This is a genomic window from Brevibacterium sp. FAM 27836, from assembly GCF_051351055.1.
Classification (GTDB): domain Bacteria; phylum Actinomycetota; class Actinomycetes; order Actinomycetales; family Brevibacteriaceae; genus Brevibacterium.
Genome location: NZ_CP195711.1, coordinates 3,229,981 through 3,245,319 on the forward strand (window position 1 = coordinate 3,229,981; position 15,339 = coordinate 3,245,319).

A 15,339-nucleotide genomic window follows, 5' to 3' on the forward strand; every position below is an offset into this window, starting at 1 on the left:
CCGGTCCGGATCTGGCACATGTGTCGGATCTGGTGTACCGAGCGTCGTGTTCCAGACTCCTGAACTCTCTTTACTCAATGCTCTCACCTCACCCGGGGATCGAGGACGCCCTGCAGGAAATCTGCAAGGGTTGCTGACAGCAGGGTCAGTACGGCTGTGTAGAGCACAACTCCCACCGTTCCGTTCACGTCGGCCAGCGAAATCGAGGAAATGGCGAAGCGGCCGATGCCTTGCCAGTTGAACATGAGCTCAACGAACAGCGAGCCGGCGAAAGCCGCCCCGACTGCAAACGCGAAGTACTGTCCCATGGGGATCAGAGCCATGCGCAGACCGTGGCGTGTCATCGCTTGGCCGCGGCGAAGCCCCTTCGCGCGAGCCGTTCTCAGATAGTCGCTGCCGAGCACGTCAAGGGCCGTGACTTTCATATACCTGGAATACGAAGCTGCGGCAGTTGCGGTGAGAACGATCGTCGGCATCACCAGAGCCTTGATCTGATAGGAGATCGCGTCCCATGACCCGGGCTCGAGGAGAGGATTGATGGGGTTGATAGCCGGCAGACCCCAGCCGGTGAGGTCGAGGACACCTTGGTTGATCTGTTGGACGATGAGGATGATCACCGGTGTCGGAAGGGCCAGGATGAGAAACGAACCGAAGGTGAAGGCCCGGTCGTCGATCGAGCGGCGGCGAACAGCCGAGACCATTCCGAGGGCGACGCCGAGAACGGTTCCGATGATCGTACCGAGCAGCACCAGGCGCAGGCTGATGGGCACACGGTTGAGCAGCTCTTCCCAGACCGGGACCATCGCCTTATTGGTGCCTGTGGTGACGCCGAGGTCACCGCGGACCAATCCGCCGAGCCAGTTCGCATACCGCTGGAACAGCGGCACATCCGGATTGATGTTGCGAGCATCCAAGTACTGCTGCGCGGTCTCGAGGGGGACCGGTTCCTTCGCGATGGGAGGGTAGAGGATTGCTTCGGGATGCATCAGGCCGGCGGCCAGAAGGTAGGCGAAGCTGGAGGCGACGAATGCCAGAATCAGGTAGGTCAGTGTTCGGATGGACATGAACCTAAGCACTGAGACTCCTTTGTCGTTTGCTCAGGTTGGGGAAAGTCTTCATTCCAGGTGGAACCCTTGTGGTCGACGGTGATCAGATGTGACGTGTACTACATTCAGGGTATCCGACATTTGGACAATTTCAGCAAGGCATCCTAAAAAATTTGACGATATGATTAGTCTCGTGATTTGGATAGATGTCGCCATCGTGGCTATCGGGGCCGTTGCCGCGGTCGCGGTGAGCGATGTCCTGGAACATCGAAATCTGCCGACATGGCCGGTTGGGCTCATCGCGGTGGCTGGGTTCATCTTCGCGGGTCTGACTTACAGTTCATGGCTTGCGGCTGGTGCTCTGGGTATCGGCTGCGGGGCGCTGATCGTGTCTGCACGAGGATTTGTTCAGATGGTGATGGAGCGACGCAGTCGTCGCACGGACTCGCGGACAGACCGAGGGGAATGACATGCGCATCGTCGTAGTCGATGACTATCAGCAGGTGGCCGCGGATTTCGCGGACTGGTCCCGTCTTGACTCCGAGGTCGAGTTCGTCCACCGTCCCATCGTCGACGACGATGACCTGGTCAAGGTGCTCACCGGCGCCGAGGTGGTCGTGGCGATGCGGGAGAGAACCGCGTTCACGGCCGGCCGACTGGCACGACTGCCGGATCTGCGGCTGCTCGTGACCACGGGGCGGGTGAATGCCTCCATCGATGTGGAGGCGGCGCATACGCAGGGGATCGTGGTCTGCGGAACCGAGTCGACCACCTCGGCGACGCCGGAGCTGACCTGGGGACTCATCCTCTCCGTTCTGCGCAGCATCCCGGCCGAGGACGCCTCGGTCCGCAGCGGAGGCTGGCAGACGAGCGTCGGGGGAGACCTCGACGGACACCGCCTCGGCGTCGTCGGTCTGGGCCGGCTGGGAACGAAGGTGGCCAGGGTGGGTGCGGCCTTCGGGATGGACGTCGTGGCGTGGAGCCAGAATCTCGAGGCCGAACGGGCCGCAGCACTGGGGGTGCGAGCGGTGAGCAGGGAGGAACTGTTCTCGACCGCCGACGTCGTCACGATCCATTACAAGCTCAGTGAGCGCAGCCGTGCTCTGGTCTCGGCAGCCGAGCTTCAACTCATGAAACCAGACAGCATCCTCGTCAACACCTCCCGGGCGGGACTCGTCGACACCGACGCGCTCATCGCGGCACTGGAGGCGGGACGGATCCGCGGCGCGGGACTCGACGTCCATGACCTCGAACCACTGCCGGTCGGCCACCGTCTGCGCAGCACCCCGCGCACGGTGCTCACCCCGCATCTCGGCTATGTCACCGAGGACACGTACCGGATCTTCTTCACTCAGGCAGTTGAGGACATCGAAGCCTGGGCCGCAGGCGAGCCGATCCGCGTCCTCGGCTAGAGACCCCAGCCGCTGACGACGACGAAGCCGCCGGAGAGTCGGAACTCTCCGGCGGCTTCCGCATTGCCCGGCGGGCCCTGCCAAGGGGCGGTCCGCCTCGGTGAGGGCCGGCCTGTCAGGACAGTGTCAGTTGACCTCGGCGGGATCGGCAGAGACGCGGCCGCCGTTCTCCAGCGCATCGATCGACGCGATCTCGGAATCGCTGAGCTCGAAGTCGAAGACGTCGAAGTTCTGCGCCATCCGGTCGCGGTTGTTCGACTTCGGGAAGAGGATGTGGCCCTTCTGCAGGTGCCAGCGGATGATGGTCTGGGCCCAGGACTTGTCGTGGGCCGCGGCGATCTCACCGATGACGGTGTTCGCGTAGTCGACCTGGCCCTGGCCCAGCGGTCCCCAGGCTTCGATCCTGATGTCATTGGCTGCCAGCACGGGACGAGTGTCGACCTGCTGGAACTGCGGGTGGCACTCGATCTGGTCGACAGCCGGGATGATGCCGGTGTCGAGGATCTCCGGAAGGTAGCGGTGGTCGAAGTTCGATACGCCGATCGAGGTGGTCAGCCCCTGGTCGCGGTAGGCGGGGAAGGCCTCCCAGGTTTCGACGGAGTTCTTGTTCTCCGGGGTCGGCCAGTGGATGAGGTAGAGGTCGACGTGGTCGAGGCCGAGCTTTTCGAGGCTCTCGCCCAGCGCCCGCTTGGACTCTTCGGCACCGTGGCGGTCGTTCCACAGCTTCGTGGTGACGAAGAGCTCGTCGCGGGCGATCCCGGACTTCGCAATCGCTCGGCCCACGCCCTCCTCATTGCCGTAGATGGCTGCCGTGTCGATGTGGCGGTAGCCGACTTCGAGGGCATCGGTGACGATGCGCTCGGTCTCGTCGGGGTCGACCTTGAAGACACCGAAGCCCAACTGCGGGATCGTCTTGCCGTCGTTGAGGGTGAGTGTGGGAACCGTCATGGTGCCGCCTTTCGTCACGGGTTGTGTGGTGGTCTTGCCACGAGCCTATAACGTCAAGGTCGACGGTAGAATTCCATGGCGACGTCCCAGGTGTGAGGCGTGAAGCAGTCATGTGCCAGAACTGTCACTGCCTGCTCCGGCCCGGCCAGAGCGGTGAGAATAGGCTGAGGGTATGCAGCAGCGAAGCAGACGACGACCCCGGCAGACACCGCTTGCCCTCACCGTGACGGCAATCCTCCTCGGCCTGGTCGGATGCCTCCCGGCCCCCGACCTCAGCGACCGGGCCGAAGAGATCGCCGGTGTGCTCTCTGGCATGTCCGGGGTCGATGACGTCGACCACTCCTATCGGAACGGGTTCGATTCCGGTCAGGTGCTCGACTTTCGAGTCCGGATGGGGGCCGGCGCCGCTGACAACGAGGCCATCGATGTCGTAACGGCGCTCAATGCCGAAGTCGGATCAGAGTTCGCAGACTACAGTCGCGGGCTGACGCTGAGGTTCGACGACTTCACAGCAGATATTCGAGGCGTGCCCGATGCTGATCAGCTGCGGCCGCGGCTGGTGGGGATGAAGAAGCTGAACGCGTCACTGCATCCCGACCATCTCAGCTGGCAGATCCGCAATGACACGGACATAGCGGACTCGTTGGATGTCCGGGGCTTGAGCGCCGACGCTGACACCGCTGTCTCCGCTGTCCGAGACGTGGTCGGACGAGACCGGGTGCAGGTCACCGTCGCACCCCATCGGCAAGCCGCGTGGACCGTGATGTTCCCCTATTCCGCACAGGAGCAGAACAGGTTGGTCGGGGTGCTTCGACCGAGTATTCCCGAAGTGGAGAAGGTTGAGATCAGCGACGACCGACTCAACTCTGTGACCGCGCGTCTGGAGGCCGGAACGGATGCGGCACCGCGCCTGATGACGATCATCGACAGGATCGATGCCGGGACCTCACACCCGTGGACGCTCTCGTGGACGGCAGGGCAACCGACTCACAGCGGCAGCGGTTTGGCGACCGGAGCGACCGTGAGCGTCGGAGGATGCGACTACGTGCATGACAGCAAGTGGGAGCGTGAGCCCGACGAATACTACACCCCCAGTGCGCTCGCGGTCCGCGATCAGCTGCGAGGAAAGTATGACACCTGCGGCTGAGTCCAGGGCCGCGGATCTGCGCAGTCGACGCCGGCCGTCGGAAGGTCAACTTCGCCCTTCGTCCTGAGCCCGCTTCTTGCCCGTGGACTCCTCGGCAGCGACCTGAGCCTCATCGAAGACGGAAGGAGCCTCGGTGCCGTTCTCGTTTTCGTCTTCGCGACCGGGTGTGTGCAGATTGAATCGGATGATCGCCCAGCGGAAGAGGAAGTAGTACACGACGGCATAGGCCAGGCCGATGACCAGCAGGAGGAGGACGGGGCCGATGCCTCCTGACAGTTCGGAGGCGCGACCCAGGTTGAGCAGGTAGTCCAGAGCGCCGGCAGAGAAGCCGAACCCGGATTTGATGCCGAGCGCATTCACCAGCGCCAACGACGAACCGGTGAGCACGGCATGGACCGCGTAGAGCGGGAACGCGACATAGGCGAATGCGTATTCGAGCGGTTCCGTGATTCCGGTGATGAAGGCGGTGAGAGCCACGGAGAGCATGATCCCGCCGACGACCTTGCGGCGCTTCGGATGGGCGGTGCGATAGATCGCCAGGGCCGCGGCCGGCAGGGCGAACATCATGATCGGGAAGAAGCCGGTCATGAACGATCCTGTCCAATCTGCAGTGCCGTCCACCCCGGAGAAGAAGCACGTGATGTCGCCGTGCACGGTGTCTCCCGAGGAATTCGTGCACGAACCCAACTGGAACCACGGCAGATTGTTGAGAAGGTGATGAAGCCCGAATGGGATGAGGAGTCGGTTGACGGTGCCGAAGACGAATCCAGTGCCCGGGTTGGCGCCGTGTTCCATGAGGAAGCCGCCCACGCCCTTGTTGATGAGAGTGTCGAAGACAGGGTAGATGAGGCCCATGATCACAGCGATGAACATCGAGGCGATCGCGGTGACGATCGGAACGAAGCGGCGACCGCCGAAGAAACCGAGGTAGGTCGGAAGTTTGATCCGGTGGTAGCGCTGATAGAGAAGCGCGGTGACGATACCGACGACGATGCCGCCGAGCACTCCGTAGTTGATGACGTTCTCACCCTCACCATTGTCCGAGCCGAAGACCGGAGCCAGCGCGGTGAAGACGCCGTTGAGGACCATATAGCCGACGACGGCAGCCAGTGCCGTGGAACCGTCGGCCTTCTTGGCGAAGCCGATGGCGACACCGACGGCGAAGATCAGCGGCAGATTGTCAAACAGAGCGGAGCCGGCGGCGGCGAAGACCGTCGCCACCGGCAGCAGCCAATCCGCGAACTTGCCGAGACCATCGGAACCGAGCATGTCCGGCTGTCCGAACCGCATCAGCAGGGCCGCGGCCGGCAGCACCGCGATCGGGAGCATGAGAGAACGGCCGACGCGCTGAAGTTGCGCGAATCCCGGCACCGTCCTCTTGCGTTTCTTCGGTGACTCGGCGGATGCAGTGGTCATCGGATTCCTCCTCGGGGGTGGGTCGATCGGATGCCGGGGTCCGATCGATGATCGGACCCTCGGCACAGGACCGGTGGTTCGTCGATGCCGTGCGACACGGCCACGAGTCGCCGTAGACTTGTGACACAGATCGCAGAATGTGAAATCGACGCCGGCGCTTCATCGCCGGAGATGAAGGTGACAGATATGGACAAAGCAGCGCAGATTCTCGCCGGCCTGGGTGGCGCCGACAACATCGACGACATCGAAGCGTGCATCACTCGGCTGCGTGTCGAGGTCGGCGATGACGCACTCGTCGACGAGCAGGCGCTCACTGCCGCCGGCGCGTTCGGGGTCATGGTCCAGGGCAGCGCGGTCCAAGTCGTCGTCGGTCCGGAGGCCGACAACCTCGTCGACGACATCGAAGACCTCATGGGCTGAGTCATGTACTCGCCCTCCTTGTTCAACAGCGAACCTTGTCTGTGACCTTTGACACACGACAGTCTAGGTGAAAAGCTCCGATCCAGTGGTGAACGAATCCAGCAGTCGACGAAGGGCAGGAAGACGAGAGTGACAGTGACGATCTCATCTCCCATCACCGGTACGGTGATCCCTTTGACGGAAGTCCCCGATCCCGTCTTCGCGAAAGCGCTCGTCGGCCCTGGGACAGCCATCGATCCCGGAGACGCCGCGACGCTGACGGTCACGGCCCCCGTGTCCGGTACGGTGACGAGTCTCAAGCCTCATGCGTTCGTCATCTCCCACCGACCCGATCAGGGGGTGCTCGTCCACCTCGGCATCGACACCGTGCACCTGTCCGGTGCGGGTTTCACCATGTGCGCCGAGGTGGGGCAGCAGATCCAGGAAGGTGAGGAAGTCATCGTCTGGGACACCGCGGAATCACGTGAGGCAGGGAAGTCCGTGGTCGTGCCGGTCGTGGTCCTCGAAGCCGATGCGCAGGCGCTGACGATCGCCGAGGCCGGTCCGATCGCCGCAGGCGAGACCATCATCCGCGTCGACTGAGACAGGTGTCGCTCGCGGCTCGGGCGAGTCGCCTCAGTCGGAGAAGAGGGCGTGGACCTCTCCCGCGTGCTCTCTGCCGCCGAGGCCGGTCAGTTCGAGTACGACTGCCGAACCGATGACCTCGGCGCCGAGGTCGGCCACGAGTGCCTGAGCCGCGCTCAGTGTTCCTCCGGTGGCGAGGATGTCGTCGACGAGGAGGACGCGTGCGCCCTCTCCCAGCACATCCGGTGCTTCGATCGTGGCGGTGCCGTATTCGAGTGAGTAGGAGGCTGCAGCGGCGGGCTTCGGGAGTTTGCCGGCTTTGCGGATGGGCAGGATGCCGACGCCGGTCATGGCCGCGATCGTGCCGGCGAAGAGGAACCCACGGGCCTCGAGCCCGCCGACGAAGTCGAACTGCCCGGCGAAGGGTGCGATGAGCGCCTCGGTGACGGCCCGCAGCGCGGGACCGTCGGCGATGAGCGGTGAGATATCGCGGAAGTTCACTCCCGGCTCAGGATGGTCGGGGATCGAGGTGATGAGGGACTTCGCGCGGTCCAGTTCGGTAATCGTCACGGGTCAACGATACTCGGTGGCCCCACAGAGTCTCCTGCGGGTCCGGCGCGGGTCTTGAAATCTGCGGGCGCTCGCCGCAGACTGCCGAAGAGGGCGACACCCGCCGTCATACACCCGGACAGGAGGCGACGATGGCCGACGATCGCAGGCGACTGTCGGTGACCGAGGCGTTCGAGGCGGTGCCGCGTGCCCATTTTCTGCCCGCAGCCGAACGGAGGCACTCGGCCAGCAACGTGCCCTTGGCGATCGGCCACGGTCAGACGAACTCCCAACCGAGCACGGTCGCCGATATGCTCGAACTCCTCGAAGTCCGCCGCGGCGATCGGGTCCTCGACCTCGGTTCCGGCTCGGGGTGGACGACGGCGCTGCTGGCAGTGCTCGTCGGGGAGGAGGGGCAGGTGAACGGTGTCGAAAGGCACCGTGGACTCGTCGAGTCCTCGCAAGCGGTGATCGGAGGATTCGAGCAGGAGAGCGCTCGACGAATCGAGGGAGGACTCGCTGCGGTCGACATTCATGAGGCGAGGTCAGGGGTGCTCGGGCTGCCCGATGCCGCTCCGTTCGACAGGATCCTCGTCTCGGCCGGTGCCGAGGAGATGCCCGTCCAGCTGGTTGCTCAGCTGGAGATCGGCGGCATCATGGTCATCCCTGTACAGGGGGAGATGCTCAAGGTCACGCGCACCGGAGTCGACGTCGATGACATCGCGATCACGGGGCACGGTCGGTACCGCTTCGTTCCCCTCATCCGCGAGTGATCGCGCTGGCCGCTCGTCCACATCCCCCAGGCTCACCGGGACGGAGCATGATCGACCTTCCGGGATTCCCTGCGTCGGTGGACGAACCATGAGATGGTGACGACGAGTCCGAGGAAGATGAAGGGTATGAGCGTAAAGATGTCCGAACCGTCGAACCCCGCCCGCCAGGACCAGGGCAGCAGGGGGTGTCCGAGCCTCCCTTCGGCGATGATCAGTCCGCAGACGAGGGGAATGAAGATGAGCCCGAACGCCAAGCCCGACAGCGACGTCTTCTCGACTTCCTTACCGGGCGGAATGCTCAGATCGACACCGCGTTTGCGTACATAGCGCTGTGTCGCTCTGCGGGGGAGTTCGAACAGCGTGCCGACGAGCACGAGGATGCCGGCCCACCACAGGCCCGAGGCGATGAACACCAGACAGATGACGCAGGCGATCCACTGGGCCACCGTATAGCCGCGGGCAATGGCATCAGTGATGATCTGACGTTCACGATCGTCGACATCGGCATCCATGCGTCCTCCTCGTCGCGTCGACTTCCTGTCAATGTGCAATATACATTGCTGAAACAGGAGAATCGATCACACCAGCGAGTCCTTCCAGGCCCGGTGCAGCTGCGCGAACTTGCCCGTGCCGGCGATGAGGTCGGCCGGGGTTCCGTCTTCGATGATCCGTCCGGCATCCATGACGAGCACGCGGTCGGCGATCTCGACGGTCGAGAGGCGGTGGGCGATGATGATCGCGGTCCGGCCCTCGAGCACGGTGGCCAGAGCGTTCTGCACCAGCCTCTCCGAGGGGATGTCGAGATGGGCGGTCGCCTCGTCGAGGACAACGACATCCGGGTCGGCGAGGAAGACTCGGGCGAAGGACACGAGCTGACGCTGACCCGAACTCAGCCGGCCGCCGCGCTTCTTGACATCCGTGGCATAGCCTTCGGGCAGGCGGCGGATGAACCCGTCCAGTCCCACCGCCTTCGCTGCGGCGATGACCTCATCATCACCGGCTTCGGGGTTGCCGATCCTGATGTTGTCGGCGATGGTGCCGGCGAAGAGGAAGGACTCCTGGGTGACCATGACGACGTGTGATCGCAGCTGCGCGTCATCGAGGTCGCGCAGGTCCACCTCGTCGATGGTGATTCGGCCCTCGGTGGGATCGTAGAACCGGGTGACGAGCTTGACCAGGGTCGACTTGCCCGCCCCCGTGGCGCCGACGAGGGCGACGATCTGGCCCGCCGGAATGCGCAGATCGAAGCGGGGCAGCACATCGGGCCCGTCGCCGTAGGAGAAGCGCACATGAGTGAGATCGACCGAGCGGCCGCTGGCCTGGCCGCTGTCCCGCGCGGGCAGTGAGCGGGGCTGGGAGGGTGGGATCACTTCGGGGTCGGTGTCGAGTACGGCCGCGATCTTCTCCAGCGCCGCCGAGGCGGACTGATAGAGGTTGAACGCCTGCACGAGTTCGTCGAGCGGGCCGTAGAACCGTCGCAGATAGAGGATGAACGCGGCGAGCACACCGATCTGGGTCCAGCCTTCGATGACGAGCCAGGCACCGACGACGATGATGACGGTCTGGGTGACGTTGCCGATGAGCCGAGTCCATCCGGCGAACCAGGCCACCCCGCGCAGGGCATCGGTGTTGGCATCGCGGTAGCGCGAATCCTGATCGCTCAGCGTCCCGCGTCGTTCGGGCTGACGCCGATAGGCCTGGACCGCGCGGATCCCGCCCATCGTCTCGACGAAGTGGACGATGACCTTGGCGATCGAGGTCCGGGTCCGCCGATAGGCGTTGCGCTGGGTCGAATGTGCGGCTTTCGTGATGAAGAACAGCGGGATGAACCCGGCGAAGACGACGATGGCCAGCGGGATGTCGAGGACGATGAGGGTGACGGCGATGAAGATCATCTGCAGCAGCGCCAGGGCCGTATCGAAGAGCGAATAGGACAGGAACTGCTGCACGGATTCCATGTCCGAGGTCTGGCGGGAGACGAGGCGCCCCGAGGTCGACTTCTCGTGATAGCCCAGGTCGAGTCGCTGCACGTGTGTGAAGACCCTCTCCCGCAGGGTGAAGAGGATCTTCTGCGCGGTGATCCCGACGAGGCGGGTGGAGGTGAAGGCGAGCACCGCCGAAGCCACGGCCGAGGCGATGAACAGGGAGACCGCCGTGATGAGCGGCCCGGTGTCGCCGTCGACGGCGCGGGGGATGCCCTGGTCGAGGGCATCGGCGATGAAGACCGGCCCGATGACGAGCATGAGCGCGGTGAGGACGACGATGAGGGCGAGGAAGATCGCCATCGCCAGGTGCGGCCGGACCAGGGACTTGAGCAGGGCGCGAGCCTTCGCGGCGATGTCCGGCGGCAGTTCGTCGACTTCGTCGTCGCGATCGAGGCGGGGAATGCTCATCGGCGGCCTCCTTCCCAGCTGTGTGCGTCTGTCGTATGTGCTTCGGCCTTCGCGCTCGCTCCCATCAGCTCCCGGTAGAGAGGTGATGATTCGAGCAGCTGCTCGTGGGTGCCCAGGGCCGCGATCCTGCCTTCGTCGAGCACGGCGACGACATCGGCCAAGGCCGCGGTCGAGGGACGGTGGGCGATGATGAGCGTCGTCGAATCGGGCAGGATCTCGCGCAGGGCCCTCTGCACCCGGTCCTCGGTGTCGACGTCGACGGCCGAGAGCGGATCGTCGAGGACGAGGATGCGGGGACGACCGATGACCGCACGCGCCAGCGCCAAGCGCTGCCGCTGACCGCCGGACAGGGACAGGCCCTGTTCACCGACCCGAGTGCCCAGGCCCTCGGGCAGTCGGGAGACGAAGTCCTTCGCCGAGGCGATCTCCAGAGCCGTCCAGATCTCGTCCTCGTCCGAGCCGGGAGCCCCCATCTCCACGTTCTCGGCCACCGAGGCCGAGAACAGGATCGGATCCTCGAAGGACACCGACACGAGATGACGGAGCTCATTGACCGGCATGTCCCGGATGTCGACCCCGTCGATGCGCACCGCGCCGGCGGTGACGTCCTGGAGTCGGGGAACCAGCGAAGCCAGCGTCGTCTTGCCCGAACCGGTGGCGCCGACAAGTGCCAGCGTCTGTCCCGGTTCGATGCGCAGATCGAGGCCGTGCAGAGTGAGACGGTCGGTGTCGGCGAAGTGGAAGTCGACGGAATCGAATTCGAGCGCTCCGCGATAGGATCCGACATCGGGATCGTCGTCGACGCTGCCGTCGGTGTCGGTGATGTCATGCCGGATGTCGATGACCTCCCAGTACCGTGTCGCCGCGGTCAGCGACATGAGCGCATCGGCAAGCAGGAAGCCGAGCATCTCGATCGGCATCCGCAGCACCATCGAGATGGTCACACCGGCGACGACGGTGCCGATGGTCGTCCAGCCCTGGACGACGCCCCAGGTGCCCACGCCGACGATGGCGGCCTGCGCCAGGGTCGGCAGAAGCAGCAGGACGCTCCAGAACCAGGAGTCGAGTTTGGCCTTGCGGATCTCGAGACCTTTGAACTTCTGCGACACGAGGGAGAACCGTTCGGCGGCCCAGGGGGAGCGGCCGAAGGATTTGAGGATGCGGATGCCCTGGATGGACTCCTCGACCTCTGTCGTGATCTCACCGATCGTGTCCTGAGACCGCCGCGAGGTCTCCCGGTACCTGCGTTCGAAGATCGACACCGACACGATCGTCGGCACGGCCATCGCGATCATGATGAGGCCGAAGACCGGCTGCAGGATCGAGAGCATGACAGTGCCGACGAGGATGACGATCGGCGTCGACAGGAGGAAGGGCAGCCCGAACGCGAAGAAGCGGCGCATCTGCGAGAGGTCGTTGACCGCGCGGGAGAGGAGCTGACCCGATTCCCAGGAGTCGTGGATCGCCACCGAGGTGTACTGCAGGCGATCGAAGAGACGGGAGCGCCACATGATCTCCCAGCCCGAGACCACGGGCGCGACGATCATCCGACGGGCCCACATGCCCACCGCCTCGGCGACGCCGATGGCCAGGACTCCGAGCACGGGCAGCCACAGGGCCGACAGATCACGGTGCGCGATCGGTCCGTCGATGATGTAGCCGGTGATCATCGGCACGACGAGTTGGATGCCGTTGGCCAGGAGAGTGAGGACGAGCACGAGGATGTACACGCCGATGCGGGAGCGGAGATCGGGCCAGAAGCGGAGGAGGGGGCGCACGAGTATCAAGCCTAGTCGCAGACTGTGAGGTATTCCACGTTTGCGGCAGCGCCGGTTCCCTTTTCACTCCGCGCTGAACGCGGGGCTGAGCGCGCCCGGAAGGGCAGAGGTCCTGCGCACTGTCTCACCTGCCAACCGGAACGCGTCTCATTGGGCAAGACAAAAGATTGCGAGGTTTGACACCCCCACTGGGCGAGGTGAACTATTGAGGCATGACTCACCTTCTTGTCGTCGTTATTCATCAGCGCGCGGATCTTCCGTAGCCTGTCAAGACGACACGTTCCGCGCGCCCCTACCGAAACCGGAGGGGCTTTTTTCATGTGGAGACGAGAAGGACACCTAGGAAGGATAGGAATCGATGGCAGCCAAGCCCTCGACCGCGAAGCCCACGGGGAATCCCCCCGCGGCCACGCCGGTCACCGCCACACCGTCCAGCATTCGTCGCAACACCGGACCGGAGGTCCTCACCGGTGCGCAGGCGATCGTCCGCAGCCTCGAGAAGCTTGAGGTCGACACGGTGTTCGGGCTTCCCGGCGGAACCATCCTTCCCACCTATGACCCGCTGTTCGAGACCGACAAGATCCGCCACATCCTCGTCCGCCACGAGCAGGGCGCCGGCCATGCGGCCGAAGGGTATGCGGCCGCGTCGGGCAAGCTCGGCGTGTGCATCGCGACCTCGGGCCCGGGTGCGACGAACCTCATCACGGCGCTCGCCGATGCGCATATGGACTCCGTGCCGATGCTCGCGATCACCGGTCAGCAGGCTTCGAGCCTGCTCGGCACCGACGCCTTCCAGGAGGCCGACATCGTCGGAATGACGATGCCGGTGACCAAGCACAGCTTCCTCGTCACCAAGGCCGAGGACATTCCGACTGCGCTGCTCAACGCTCATCACATCGCCACCACCGGCCGGCCCGGCCCCGTCCTCGTCGACATCACGAAGGACGCGCAGACGGGCACCGCACCGTTCGAGTGGCCCGATGAGCCCGTGCTGCCCGGCTACCGTCCGATCCTCAAACCGCACGCCAAGCAGATCCGCGAGGCCGTACGGCTGATCTCCGAAGCCCAGCGTCCGGTGTTCTACATCGGCGGCGGAGTCATCCGCTCGGAAGCGGAGAAGGAGCTGCTGCGCCTGGCCGAGGCGACGAACATTCCCGTGGTCACCACGCTCATGGCCCGCGGCGCCTTCCCCGACTCGCACCAGTTGCACCTGGGCATGCCCGGAATGCACGGCAGCGTGCCTGCGGTGACCGCATTCCAGAAGGCCGATCTGCTCATCGCCATCGGCGCCCGCTTCGACGACCGGGTGACCGGTAAGCTCGACTCCTTCGCTCCGGAGGCGCAGGTCATCCACGCCGATATCGACCCGGCCGAGATCGGGAAGAACCGTGACGTCGACGTCGCGATCGTCGGGGACGCCCGCGAGGTGCTCGCCGAGATGCTCTCGGAGATGCGCAGCAAGTTCCCCAAGGCGCTCGAACGTCAGCGCGAACCCTGGTGGCGTTTCCTCAATCGTCTCAAGCAGACCTATCCGCTCGGCTACGAGCGTCACGGTGAACTGTGCGATCCGCAGTACGTCATCTCGCGGATCTCTGCGCTCACCGGCCCCGAGGCGGTCTATGCCGCAGGCGTGGGCCAGCACCAGATGTGGGCGGCGCAGTTCGTCGAGTTCGAACGCCCGAAGTCCTGGCTGAACTCCGGCGGACTCGGCACCATGGGCTACTCCGTGCCCGCGGCCATGGGCGCGAAGGTCGCCCAGCCCGACCGAGTTGTGTGGGCCATCGACGGCGACGGATGCTTCCAGATGACGAATCAGGAGCTCGCGACCTGCGCGCTCAACAACATCCCGATCAAGGTCGCGATCATCAACAACTCCTCGCTGGGGATGGTCCGCCAGTGGCAGACCCTGTTCTACGACGGCCGATACTCGAACACCGATCTCAACACCGGGCATGAGACGATCCGGATCCCCGATTTCGCCAAGCTCGCCGAGTCCTACGGCTGCGAGGCGCTGCGCGTCGACCGCAACGAGGATGTCGATGCGGCGATCGAGAAGGCTCTGTCGATCAACGACCGGCCCGTCGTCCTCGACTTCACGGTTCCGGCGGATGCGATGGTGTGGCCGATGGTCGCGGCCGGTGTGTCGAACGACGAGATCGAATACGCCCGCGGCATCCGCCCGGAATTCGACGGTGAGGGCGAAGAGGAGGCCGAAGCGGCCATCGCCGAGGCCGGGGAGCAGGAAGACGGCACGGTGCGTTCCGTGGCTCAGATCGAAGGAGGCCTGGAATGAACAACCGGCACACACTCTCAGTCCTGGTCGAGAACAAGCCGGGTGTGCTCACCCGGTTCACCGGACTCATCGCCCGGCGCGGCTTCAACATCCACAGCCTCGCCGTCGGTGTGACCGAGCGCGACGAACTCTCCCGCATCACCGTCGTCGTCGACGTCAACGATGTGCCGCTGGAGCAGGTGACCAAGCAGCTGAACAAGCTCGTCAACGTCATCAAGATCGTCGAACTCGAGCCCGAGACCTCGGTGCGGCGGGCCCATGTGATCTACAAGGTCAAGGCCAACGCCGCGACCCGCCCGCAGGTCGCCTCGGCGGTCGAGATGTTCCGCGCGAAGATCGTCGATGTCGGTCCGGAGTCGGTCAGCGTCGAAGCCACCGGTGAGCTCGGCAAGGTCGAGGCGCTGCGTGAGGTCCTCGAGCCCTTCGGGATCAAGGAGATCGTGCAGTCGGGCACCGTGGCGATCGGACGCGGGGCGAAGTCGATCACCGACCGCGCCCTGCGCGGCTGACCGACCGCGCACCCCGTCCGGGCCCGCCCGGGCGGCCGCCTCGGTGAGGTATTCGCGTTCCATTTGGTGGAACGTCCGTCATCTCAATAAA

14 protein-coding genes are annotated in these 15,339 nt (G+C 64.6%); 7 read left to right on the forward strand and 7 right to left on the reverse strand.

The features are described from left to right. Positions 1–83 precede the first annotated feature (83 nt). Positions 84–1,064, reverse strand: coding sequence for an ABC transporter permease (locus ACSE4D_RS14470; protein WP_135539584.1), 981 nt, complete (start codon positions 1,062–1,064; stop codon positions 84–86). 452 nt (positions 1,065–1,516) lie between these two features. Here ACSE4D_RS14470 and ACSE4D_RS14475 point away from each other — a divergent pair, with 452 nt between their 5' ends. Beyond that, positions 1,517–2,458, forward strand: coding sequence for a D-2-hydroxyacid dehydrogenase family protein (locus ACSE4D_RS14475; RefSeq protein WP_436326140.1), 942 nt, complete (start codon positions 1,517–1,519; stop codon positions 2,456–2,458). 126 nt (positions 2,459–2,584) lie between these two features. Here the strand turns inward: ACSE4D_RS14475 and ACSE4D_RS14480 are convergent, their stop codons facing one another. Next, positions 2,585–3,406: an aldo/keto reductase gene (locus tag ACSE4D_RS14480; protein WP_436326141.1), complete on the reverse strand. Its 822-nt coding sequence runs from the start codon at positions 3,404–3,406 to the stop codon at positions 2,585–2,587. Positions 3,407–3,578: 172 nt separating this feature from the next. Between ACSE4D_RS14480 and ACSE4D_RS14485 the strand changes: the two genes are divergently transcribed. After that, complete coding sequence (locus tag ACSE4D_RS14485) at positions 3,579–4,553, forward strand: hypothetical protein (RefSeq protein WP_426937363.1); 975 nt, start codon at positions 3,579–3,581, stop codon at positions 4,551–4,553. Positions 4,554–4,598: 45 nt separating this feature from the next. Here the strand turns inward: ACSE4D_RS14485 and ACSE4D_RS14490 are convergent, their stop codons facing one another. Beyond that, positions 4,599–5,969, reverse strand: coding sequence for a PTS transporter subunit EIIC (locus tag ACSE4D_RS14490; RefSeq protein ID WP_426937364.1), 1,371 nt, complete (start codon positions 5,967–5,969; stop codon positions 4,599–4,601). Between the two features lie 84 nt (positions 5,970–6,053). Here ACSE4D_RS14490 and ACSE4D_RS14495 point away from each other — a divergent pair, with 84 nt between their 5' ends. Both ACSE4D_RS14495 and ACSE4D_RS14500 read left to right on the forward strand, forming a co-directional pair. Further along, on the forward strand, positions 6,054–6,389 hold the full coding sequence (locus tag ACSE4D_RS14495) for a glucose PTS transporter subunit EIIB (protein ID WP_135539575.1): 336 nt from the start codon (positions 6,054–6,056) through the stop codon (positions 6,387–6,389). 135 nt (positions 6,390–6,524) lie between these two features. Then, on the forward strand, positions 6,525–6,971 hold the full coding sequence (locus ACSE4D_RS14500; RefSeq protein ID WP_426937366.1) for a PTS sugar transporter subunit IIA: 447 nt from the start codon (positions 6,525–6,527) through the stop codon (positions 6,969–6,971). 33 nt (positions 6,972–7,004) lie between these two features. On the opposite strand, the gene ACSE4D_RS14505 is transcribed toward ACSE4D_RS14500, so the two are convergent. Beyond that, positions 7,005–7,523, reverse strand: a complete 519-nt coding sequence (locus tag ACSE4D_RS14505; RefSeq protein ID WP_426937367.1) for an adenine phosphoribosyltransferase — start codon at positions 7,521–7,523, stop codon at positions 7,005–7,007. A gap of 131 nt (positions 7,524–7,654) precedes the next feature. Here ACSE4D_RS14505 and ACSE4D_RS14510 point away from each other — a divergent pair, with 131 nt between their 5' ends. Next, entirely contained in the window at positions 7,655–8,275 is a 621-nt protein-coding gene (locus tag ACSE4D_RS14510; protein WP_426937368.1) for a protein-L-isoaspartate O-methyltransferase family protein, read from the forward strand. Between the two features lie 32 nt (positions 8,276–8,307). On the opposite strand, the gene ACSE4D_RS14515 is transcribed toward ACSE4D_RS14510, so the two are convergent. The 3 genes from ACSE4D_RS14515 to ACSE4D_RS14525 all read right to left on the reverse strand — a co-directional run bounded on the left by ACSE4D_RS14515 (position 8,308) and on the right by ACSE4D_RS14525 (position 12,446). Then, a complete protein-coding gene (locus tag ACSE4D_RS14515) occupies positions 8,308–8,787 on the reverse strand; it encodes a hypothetical protein (protein WP_426937369.1) in 480 nt (159 codons plus the stop codon). A 66-nt stretch (positions 8,788–8,853) separates the two neighbouring features. Continuing rightward, positions 8,854–10,668, reverse strand: coding sequence for an ABC transporter ATP-binding protein (locus ACSE4D_RS14520; RefSeq protein ID WP_426937370.1), 1,815 nt, complete (start codon positions 10,666–10,668; stop codon positions 8,854–8,856). Beyond that, positions 10,665–12,446, reverse strand: coding sequence for an ABC transporter ATP-binding protein (locus ACSE4D_RS14525; RefSeq protein ID WP_346763085.1), 1,782 nt, complete (start codon positions 12,444–12,446; stop codon positions 10,665–10,667). The genes ACSE4D_RS14520 and ACSE4D_RS14525 overlap by 4 nt, the downstream gene beginning before the upstream one ends. A gap of 358 nt (positions 12,447–12,804) precedes the next feature. Here ACSE4D_RS14525 and ACSE4D_RS14530 point away from each other — a divergent pair, with 358 nt between their 5' ends. Both ACSE4D_RS14530 and ilvN read left to right on the forward strand, forming a co-directional pair. Next, positions 12,805–14,739 carry an acetolactate synthase large subunit gene (locus tag ACSE4D_RS14530; RefSeq protein ID WP_426937371.1) on the forward strand — a complete coding sequence of 645 codons (1,935 nt, stop codon included), beginning with the start codon at positions 12,805–12,807 and terminating at the stop codon, positions 14,737–14,739. Further along, positions 14,736–15,248: an acetolactate synthase small subunit gene (ilvN, locus tag ACSE4D_RS14535; protein ID WP_135539562.1), complete on the forward strand. Its 513-nt coding sequence runs from the start codon at positions 14,736–14,738 to the stop codon at positions 15,246–15,248. Before ACSE4D_RS14530 ends, ilvN begins: the two co-directional genes overlap by 4 nt. Positions 15,249–15,339: the final 91 nt, after the last annotated feature.